This window comes from Parendozoicomonas verongulae (assembly GCF_009711465.1).
Lineage (GTDB): Bacteria > Pseudomonadota > Gammaproteobacteria > Pseudomonadales > Endozoicomonadaceae > Sansalvadorimonas > Sansalvadorimonas verongulae.
Genome location: NZ_SMME01000854.1, coordinates 38,393 through 46,568 on the forward strand (window position 1 = coordinate 38,393; position 8,176 = coordinate 46,568).

The window sequence follows — 8,176 nt, forward strand, 5'->3', positions numbered from 1 at the left end:
ACTGCGCAACTATGAGCCTGACCTCAGCCCTGAAGACGTCAAAGTCCGTGTACGCCAGATTATGGACCGTGTTGGCCTGCTGCCTAACGTCATCAACCGTTACCCCCATGAGTTCTCCGGTGGTCAGTGCCAGCGTGTGGGTATTGCCCGTGCCCTGATTCTCAAGCCAAAACTGATTATCTGTGATGAACCGGTAAGTGCGCTGGATGTCTCCATTCAGGCACAAGTGGTGAACCTTCTAAAAGAATTACAGGATGAAATGGGGTTATCGCTGGTATTTATTGCCCACGATCTTTCGGTAGTGAAACACATCAGTGATCGTGTATTGGTGATGTATCTGGGTAACGAAGCGGAGTTGGCTACCTCTGATGCTCTCTACGCGAAACCCACTCACCCTTATACACAGGCGCTGCTGTCTGCGGTTCCTATTCCTGACCCGGAGCTGGAACGCAATAAAACCATTCAACTGCTGGAAGGTGACCTTCCATCACCTATCAACCCGCCATCCGGCTGTGTGTTCCGTACGCGCTGCCCCAAGGCGATTGAAAGTTGTGCGAAGGACAAACCCCACCTGAAAGGCAGTACTGTTCATCAGGTTGCCTGCCCTGTATCAGCGCCATAATACCCTGTAGAGCTGTTCGCTAACGACATGCCAGCAGCGCCTATCTACGGATATGTATCCAGCCGTCTGGTTAAGCCTTATGTGGGTGGTTACCCTGAAAATAACCCGGAAGATAATATTTATTCCCGTGATATTTACATTATGAAGAAATAAACATTTTCCAACATTGTCACAACAGAGAAAGCCAGCCTGTCGCTGGCTTTCTCTGATAGGCTAAACTTTTGTTTAAATAGCAACCAGCAATACCCGACTACTCTACATGGCTATTAGTGCGGAGATAACATGGTTTCACTGCTTGTCAGGAGACAGTAAATTCTTCTCACTGCAGCAAGTACGGATTGTTGTAATCAACTTGTGTTGATACTTTTCCAGCGTCTTTTTCCGTGCTGTTTTGGTTGAATTGTAATCTGGTAAAACATCCGATTCAGAACTAGACCTGTCAGTACAAAATTCCCCCCGCCCCTCGGGCATCTATCAGCGTTGATGCGAACTATGAGCAAAGAAAACATTCTGATCATTAACTGCGGCAGTTCTTCTCTGAAGTTCGCCGTGATCAACCCACGCACTGGTGAAGAATTCATCAACGGTATTGGTGAACGCCTGGGCTCCCCAGAGTCTTTCATTCGCTGGAAGTTCGAAGGCACCAAAGATCGCAAAGACCTGGATAACGGCGCACACGATGCGGCTGTAGAAACTCTGCTCCACCTGCTGGAAGAGAAAGGCCTGAAAGACTCTATCGCAGCTGTAGGTCACCGTGTTGTTCATGGCGGCGAGACTTTCACCAAGTCCAGCCTGGTTGACGCAGACGTAATGAAGGCCATTGAGGACAACACTCACCTGGCTCCTCTGCACACTCCAGCCAACCTGATCGGCATTAAGGCTGCTCAGAAGCACTTCCCTGAGCTGCCAATGTCTGTGGTATTCGATACCTCTTTCCACCAGACCATGCCTGAGAAAGCGTACATCTACGCAACTCCTTATAAGTTCTACAAAGAAAAAGGCCTGCGTCGTTACGGCATGCACGGCACCAGCTACCGCTTCGTAACCGAGCAGGTTTGCGAGCAGCTGAACATGGACGTAAACAACAGCAAGCTGGTTATCGCTCACCTGGGTAACGGTGCTTCCGCTGCTGCCATACTGAACGGCGAAAGCGTTGATACCACCATGGGCCTGACTCCTCTGGAAGGTCTGGTGATGGGTACTCGTTCCGGTAACATCGACCCTAATGTCTTCTCCTTCCTGAACAAGACTTACGGCTACTCTCTGGAAGAGATCACCGACATCCTGAACAAGAAGTCTGGCCTGCTGGGTATTTCCGAGCTGTCCAACGACTGCCGCGCAATCGAAGAAGCCTGCGCAGAAGGCAACAAGCAAGCACAGCTGGCTATGGATGTATTCTGCTACGTTCTGGCTAAGCAGCTGGCTGGTCTGGCTGTTGCAACTGGCGGTGTTGATGCTCTGGCCTTCACGGGCGGTATCGGCGAAAACTCCGACCAGATCCGTGGCAAGGTTGTAGAAGCCCTGTCCTTCCTGGGCTTCGAGCTGGATCAGGACAAGAACCTGGCTGCACGCTTCGGTTCTGAAGGTGTTATCACCTCCGACAACTCCAAGGCTACCGCTATCGTTGTTGCTACCAACGAAGAGCTGATGATCGCCAAGGACACTGCTGCTCTGATCGCTTAATCAGAATGGTGTTTATTATTCAGCCCAGCCAGAAATGGCTGGGCTGAATTGTTTCTGACAAACCTTCCAGCGGCATCCCAACAATTTTCCTTTAAAACAACAAAATACTTTTAAAACAAAGACTTCGTAAACTCTTTAATAAATTCGACCAAAAGAGCGATTAAAAAATCAACGTGGTTATTTGCTCTTTTGGATGAAAAGCAGAATACTCTAAGTTCAACCAGGTCAGGAAAAGCAGAAAGTGAATAAAGGTACCGTTAAGTGGTTCAACGCTGATAAGGGCTACGGATTTATTACTCCAGATGATGGCGGCAAGGATTTGTTCGTGCATCACTCTGAAATCAAGGTGGATGGCTACGCCACTCTCAATGAAGGTCAGAAGGTGGAATACACCATCGGTCAGGGACAAAAAGGTCCTTGTGCAACCAACGTGGTTCCTCTCTAAATCTGCTGTCACTCAACCTGACGTAAGACGCTGATTTCTGCCAGCCTGATCATCAGGCTGGCTTTATTCTTGTTTGTCAGCAAAGGTTCGGATCAGGCCGCCTTACTGACAGGCATATCCACTTCGAGTTCTGGATGGTCTGCATCGCCTTCCACGTTTTGCTTTCCACCCACAAACGTTAAGCACAGAACAGAGAGAATGGCACAACCCGCCATCAAACCCGCCATAGGAACAGCTGTTCCGTTATGGAGCAAGCCTGCCAGTCCCGCGCTGATGCCACCAATACCAAAACGCAGAACCCCTGCCGCAGCATTCGCCGTGCCCGCAATTTTAGGGAAATTCTCCAGAGCCAGAGCGTTGGAGTTGGGCCCGGTAAAGCCCATGCAGGACACAAACATCACAGCTGGCACCACAATACCAGCCAAGCCACCAAAACCCGTCCCGGCATTGAAGATAAGAATCAAGCCCGCCACGCCCGCTGTGTAGCACCCAAAGCGCAACAGCTTTTTCAAAGGGAGGCGGCCCATCAGACGCATATTGATAAAATTACACAGCCCCATACCGAGAATGTTCAGCCCGAACAGGTAGCCATACTGATCTGCTGGCACTCCATATAGCTCGATGTATACGAAAGGTGAACCACTCACAAAGGCAAACATGCCTCCAAAGAAAAAGCCGTGAGCAAGGATACAGCTCATAGCCTGACGGTGGGTCAGAACACTCGTGTATGCCTGAACCAGTTGCCGGGGGTTCATTTGAGTGCGACGCTCTTCAGGTAAGGATTCCTTCAGCAACAGGAATGCCAGGGCAAAAGCCACAACCCCCGCCGCAGCCATAAACCAGAACAAGGCAGGCCAATCAGCAAACCGCAGAATCTGCCCCCCAAGGATAGGCGCAGCCAGCGGCGCAACAGTCATCACCAGCAAAATGGATGACAATACCTTCGCACATTCCTGCCGAGGGAAAATATCACGCACCATAGCTGGAATACACACCATCACAGCAGCACCTGCCAGAGCTTGCAGGCAGCGTATAAGGATCAGCTCGTTCGCCGTAGTGGCCATGGATGAAAGAATATTGGTGATCACATAACCCACCAAACCGGGCAGGATAATTTTCATACGCCCGTAGCGGTCAGACAGTGGACCAAAAACCACCTGACCCAGTGCAAATCCAATAGTGTAAGCACTGAGGGTTAATTGAATACGTCCCAGCGGCTCTCCCATTGAACGGGCAATCTCTGGCATAGCTGGCAAATAAAGGTCAATCGCCAGGGGCCCCAGGCAGGTTAGCGTGCCCAGAATCAGTACGAGCAATCGCCGATTCAGGGTGAATTCAGTATTTGTCATGAAATGGTGTACAGTGTCTGATCGCTGCCATCCGTGGGAGCATTGATATAAGTACTAAGTCATACAATGATGACAGTTTTAATTTTCAACAGATACAAGTATCCACAGACAAGGCTTTTCATAACAGAGCAGTGGATGAGAGAAACTTCCTGTTGAACTCTCCCTTAACGACCTCAGAACGAGATTCTTTACCGTGAACCTAAAGCCAGATACCAACAGCGCCGACATACAGTCACAACCCGCACTGGGATTACAGGAGAACGGTATGCAACTGGATGATGCACCTGAGCACGTAAAGCTGGCGGTAGATATGATTCACCAGATGGAGAATCTGGCGTTTCCCAACGAGACAATACTGGAAGCCTGTCTGCTAGTGATTCAGGACACACTGAACAAGCTTGAACAGGAAGACCGCCTGTTCTGGCGAAACAGACTCAGCGGCCTTCTCAGTACCCCGGGTTCAAAGAAGAGCTTTCATCAGGAAGCGTCGCCCTAGCTAAACCCTGTCCAGCCTCAGGGTTATATGGGAATAATCCACACCCGTAGCCTTGAGTCTGGTCGCTTCCTCCGGTTTATCCTGAGTATGCAGAGTTTTCACGTTGAAGCCTTCCCCCCACAGTGAACTCACCACATTTTCGCTTACACTCCACGGTGGTCCCTGAATCGCACTTTGGTCGTACTCCAGCCCAAGAATCAACCCGCACCGCAGATCCGGTGCGATGGTTTTCAGCTTGACGACATAGGATTCACGCAGTTTGGGAGGCAGAGCCACAAGTGAGCCGCGATCATAAAGTACCGTAGCCTCAGTCAGTTCGTCCGGCAGGGCAAACATATCGGCTTCCCAGATATCGATATTCGGACCTCGCCAGAGGTTATAGCCGTACTGATTGGTTTTCTTATACTCCAGCCCTCGCTCCCGAAAGAATTCCTCAATCGCCAACCCGGAAAGTTCCAACCCAACAACCCGATACCCCCTGCGAATCAGCCATTCCATATCTCGGCTTTTTCCGCACAAGGGCACCAGTACACTGGTTTCAGCCGCTACGTCAAAGAGAGGAAAGAAACGAAGCAGATAAGGATTCCAGGAAGGTCGCTGCCAAGGCGTAAAACCCTGATCCCAGCAGTTATCCCAGTCTTCATTGGCTACAACCGGTTCCGTTGGTTGGAATACTTGGATCATCACCCTCTCCCTCTATTGTTTTGCCTCTTATCTTATAGGTCTTTTACAGGAAAGTTCATAACCACCAGCAGTTCAGGCTCCACAGCCCTCTTGTTTCTGTACCCAGGCTTCGGAAAATCGAAATAATAGGTCGTGCGCAAGATGAATATAATGGCGCCTGTTTTCAATACCCGAGATGTAGAGCAACTGCCGTATGGAATGGAGTCCCGATATTATTCACATTGGTGCATTCACCCTGAATCTCGGGACAGCAGCTCTTATTGTTGCCCTGACATTTTGTGGGGCACTGATTCAGGGAACCATGGGATTCGGCTTTGCGGTTGTCACCGCGCCTTTTTTGTATGCAATCAATCCGGCCTTTGTTCCAATTCCACTGATTATTACATTTCTTCCTTTAAGCTCGGTCATGATTAGCAAGTACCGGGAAGGGTTAAATAAAAGCATCACTTCAACTTTGATTATTGGCCGCATACCCGGCACGTTTCTGGGGGCATTTCTTCTGACGGTTGCCTCACACCAGAGCCTCAGCCTTATGCTTGGCACAATGGTTCTGGCCAGCGTAATGCTCAGTATCACTAAACTCTCGATTCGAGCCAATCACGGAAGCTTGCTGGTTGCCGGATTTGCCTCTGGTGTAACCGCCACGGCTGCATCTATCGGTGGTCCACCACTGGCTATTGTCATGCAGAACGAGAGCGGTACGTCCGTGCGTGCCAACCTTGCCTGTGTGAATATGATCTGCAATATTGTTTCACTGGTGATTCTGTACTTTTACGGCCAGCTGAAGCTGGAGCATTTTATACTGGCCATTCTGATTCTTCCCGGAGTTTTCATCGGCCTCACTGTTGCTCAGCATGTTGTGAAGCACATGAACCCAGAGTCTTTGAAGCCCGCGGTGTTACTACTGTGCTTTATCAGCGGCTCAACAGCCATCTTTAACAGCTTCTGACAACAGACCGGTAAGGAGTGTGGCAACCTTTTTCTTTGGGCAACACCCTATCCTTTTATCGGGCTCCCATGTACCCTCTCAGCCCTGAAATTCATTGTTAAAAGCCCATGCCATCAGAACCCACATCACTTGCCCTGCTCAGTACATTTGCCGGTATTGGCTACATAGCCATGATTGCAGCATTTATTCTGGTGATTGTGATGAAACGGCGCCCGGTTGGTGTGTCCTTATCCTGGTTACTACTGCTTTTTGTACTGCCTGTTGGCGGTATTGTTCTGTTTCTGATGTTTGGCACCCATCGTTTAGGCAACAAACGGGTCAAGCGTGCTGAAGCTTTTGCTCCCACTTACAACGAGTGGTTTAACCATCTCAAGCAGGTGCTGTTTCCTGACCCTGAGAAGCTGCTGGAACGGCCACGACACAATCGTGTTTACAATTTAACTGAACACACCACTCGCATTCCTGCTCTGCCAGAGAACAGCCTCTCTCTCTTCCATGAGACCGACAGCATTTTTCAGGCGCTCATCCACGATATCGAGCAAGCACAGGAAACGGTTCATCTGGAGTTTTATATCTGTGAAGCCGGTGGCCGTATCGACGAGCTGTTAAGTGCTCTCGAGCGTGTAAATGACCGTGGCGTATCCTGCAAAATGCTTCTGGATGCCGTAGGCAGCAGCCAGTTTTTGAAAAGTTCCGATGCCATGCGTTTGAAAGCATCGGGCATCAAAATCCGCTCCTCACTCCACGTAGGCCCTCTACGCATGCTGCTGGAGCGTATTGATCTGCGCAACCATCGCAAAATGGTGATCATCGACGACGATATCGCCTGGACGGGAAGTTCCAACCTTGCCGACCCGGCCCTGTTCAAACAGAGTGCAGGTGTTGGCCAGTGGATTGATGCCATGGTGCGTATTCAAGGCCCTGCGGCTCACGCAACTGGCGCTGTCTTTCTCTCAGACTGGGCCATGGAAACTGGTGAGGATTTGCAGGTTTACCGACAGCCCTACCAGTATCAGCCCCAATGCTCTCCGACACCGGAAAATAATGCACCGGTACACGTTGTACCTTCCGGCCCTGGCGTAGACAGAAAGCTCATTCACCAGGTGTTGCTGGCTGCAGCGTATGAAAGTCAGCAGGAGCTGATTATCAGCACACCGTACTTTGTTCCCGATGAAGCACTGGTGACTGCTCTGTGTTCGGCAGCCAATCGCGGAGTGAGGGTCACTCTTGTTGTTCCTGAGAAGAATGATTCTCGCATGGTGCATTTTGCCAGCCGTTCTTATTACTCCGACTTGCTGAATGCTGGTATCAACCTTATGCACTTTACAGCAGGCCTGCTTCATACCAAGTGTGTATTGGTGGATAGGGAAACGGTGTTATTCGGAACAGTAAACCTTGATATGCGCAGCGTGTGGCTGAACTTTGAGCTGACATTGATCGTGTACGATCAAAGCTTTGGACAGCATATCGCGACTTTGATGGAAGACTACATCAGTCGGTCAGAGCCTGTGAACAAAAACGAGTTTGCCAGACGGCCATTTACCAGCAAACTCTCGGAAAACATCGCCCAGCTATTTAGTCCGCTGCTGTAAGTACCCAAACCATTGTTTTCGTATAGTCTGGGCACTTAACACTCACACCAGCTACTGGCGGGAGTACCAAAATACGAGCGGTAATATTGGGAAAAGCACCATTAACCCAACCCGTATCAGCTCCGGCCACTGATCCATAGCGTTGATTTTCCAACTCCACGACAGCATCAATAGCGCTGGAAGCCCTACCAGAAACAGGCAAGAAAGAATAAAGACAACGGCCCACTTTCCTTTGCGTCCCATACGTTAGCTCCATCTAACCCCATTGCTTCCAGCTTAGGCGCTCCAGAGGGCCTACCTAAAGTCCCTCCTCAAAAAGGAAGGGACTCTAGGGTCTGTTGAGGTTTTATGATCGA

10 protein-coding genes are annotated in these 8,176 nt (G+C 50.0%); 7 read left to right on the forward strand and 3 right to left on the reverse strand.

Features of this window, described 5'->3' with window-relative positions:
• The 4 genes from E1189_RS15805 to E1189_RS15815 form a co-directional block, all read left to right on the forward strand.
• Positions 1-622, forward strand: a 622-nt coding sequence (locus E1189_RS15805; protein WP_230460438.1) for an oligopeptide/dipeptide ABC transporter ATP-binding protein, incomplete at its 5' end; no start/stop codon positions are given.
• Positions 623-649: 27 nt separating this feature from the next.
• Complete coding sequence (locus tag E1189_RS25825; protein ID WP_268921656.1) at positions 650-775, forward strand: hypothetical protein; 126 nt, start codon at positions 650-652, stop codon at positions 773-775.
• 339 nt (positions 776-1,114) lie between these two features.
• On the forward strand, positions 1,115-2,305 hold the full coding sequence (locus tag E1189_RS15810) for an acetate kinase (RefSeq protein ID WP_155161327.1): 1,191 nt from the start codon (positions 1,115-1,117) through the stop codon (positions 2,303-2,305).
• 241 nt (positions 2,306-2,546) lie between these two features.
• On the forward strand, positions 2,547-2,750 hold the full coding sequence (locus E1189_RS15815; RefSeq protein ID WP_329602074.1) for a cold-shock protein: 204 nt from the start codon (positions 2,547-2,549) through the stop codon (positions 2,748-2,750).
• A 92-nt stretch (positions 2,751-2,842) separates the two neighbouring features.
• Here E1189_RS15815 and E1189_RS15820 read toward each other — a convergent pair whose 3' ends face one another.
• Positions 2,843-4,099, reverse strand: coding sequence for a Bcr/CflA family multidrug efflux MFS transporter (locus E1189_RS15820; RefSeq protein WP_155161329.1), 1,257 nt, complete (start codon positions 4,097-4,099; stop codon positions 2,843-2,845).
• Between the two features lie 193 nt (positions 4,100-4,292).
• Here E1189_RS15820 and E1189_RS15825 point away from each other — a divergent pair, with 193 nt between their 5' ends.
• Complete coding sequence (locus tag E1189_RS15825; RefSeq protein ID WP_329602075.1) at positions 4,293-4,595, forward strand: DUF2496 domain-containing protein; 303 nt, start codon at positions 4,293-4,295, stop codon at positions 4,593-4,595.
• Here the strand turns inward: E1189_RS15825 and E1189_RS15830 are convergent, their stop codons facing one another.
• Complete coding sequence (locus E1189_RS15830) at positions 4,596-5,279, reverse strand: class I SAM-dependent methyltransferase (RefSeq protein ID WP_155161332.1); 684 nt, start codon at positions 5,277-5,279, stop codon at positions 4,596-4,598.
• A gap of 193 nt (positions 5,280-5,472) precedes the next feature.
• Between E1189_RS15830 and E1189_RS15835 the strand changes: the two genes are divergently transcribed.
• Both E1189_RS15835 and cls read left to right on the forward strand, forming a co-directional pair.
• Positions 5,473-6,228 carry a sulfite exporter TauE/SafE family protein gene (locus E1189_RS15835; protein ID WP_155161334.1) on the forward strand — a complete coding sequence of 252 codons (756 nt, stop codon included), beginning with the start codon at positions 5,473-5,475 and terminating at the stop codon, positions 6,226-6,228.
• Positions 6,229-6,335: 107 nt separating this feature from the next.
• A complete protein-coding gene (gene cls / locus E1189_RS15840; RefSeq protein ID WP_155161336.1) occupies positions 6,336-7,820 on the forward strand; it encodes a cardiolipin synthase in 1,485 nt (494 codons plus the stop codon).
• A 51-nt stretch (positions 7,821-7,871) separates the two neighbouring features.
• Here the strand turns inward: cls and E1189_RS15845 are convergent, their stop codons facing one another.
• Complete coding sequence (locus E1189_RS15845; protein ID WP_155161339.1) at positions 7,872-8,063, reverse strand: hypothetical protein; 192 nt, start codon at positions 8,061-8,063, stop codon at positions 7,872-7,874.
• Positions 8,064-8,176: the final 113 nt, after the last annotated feature.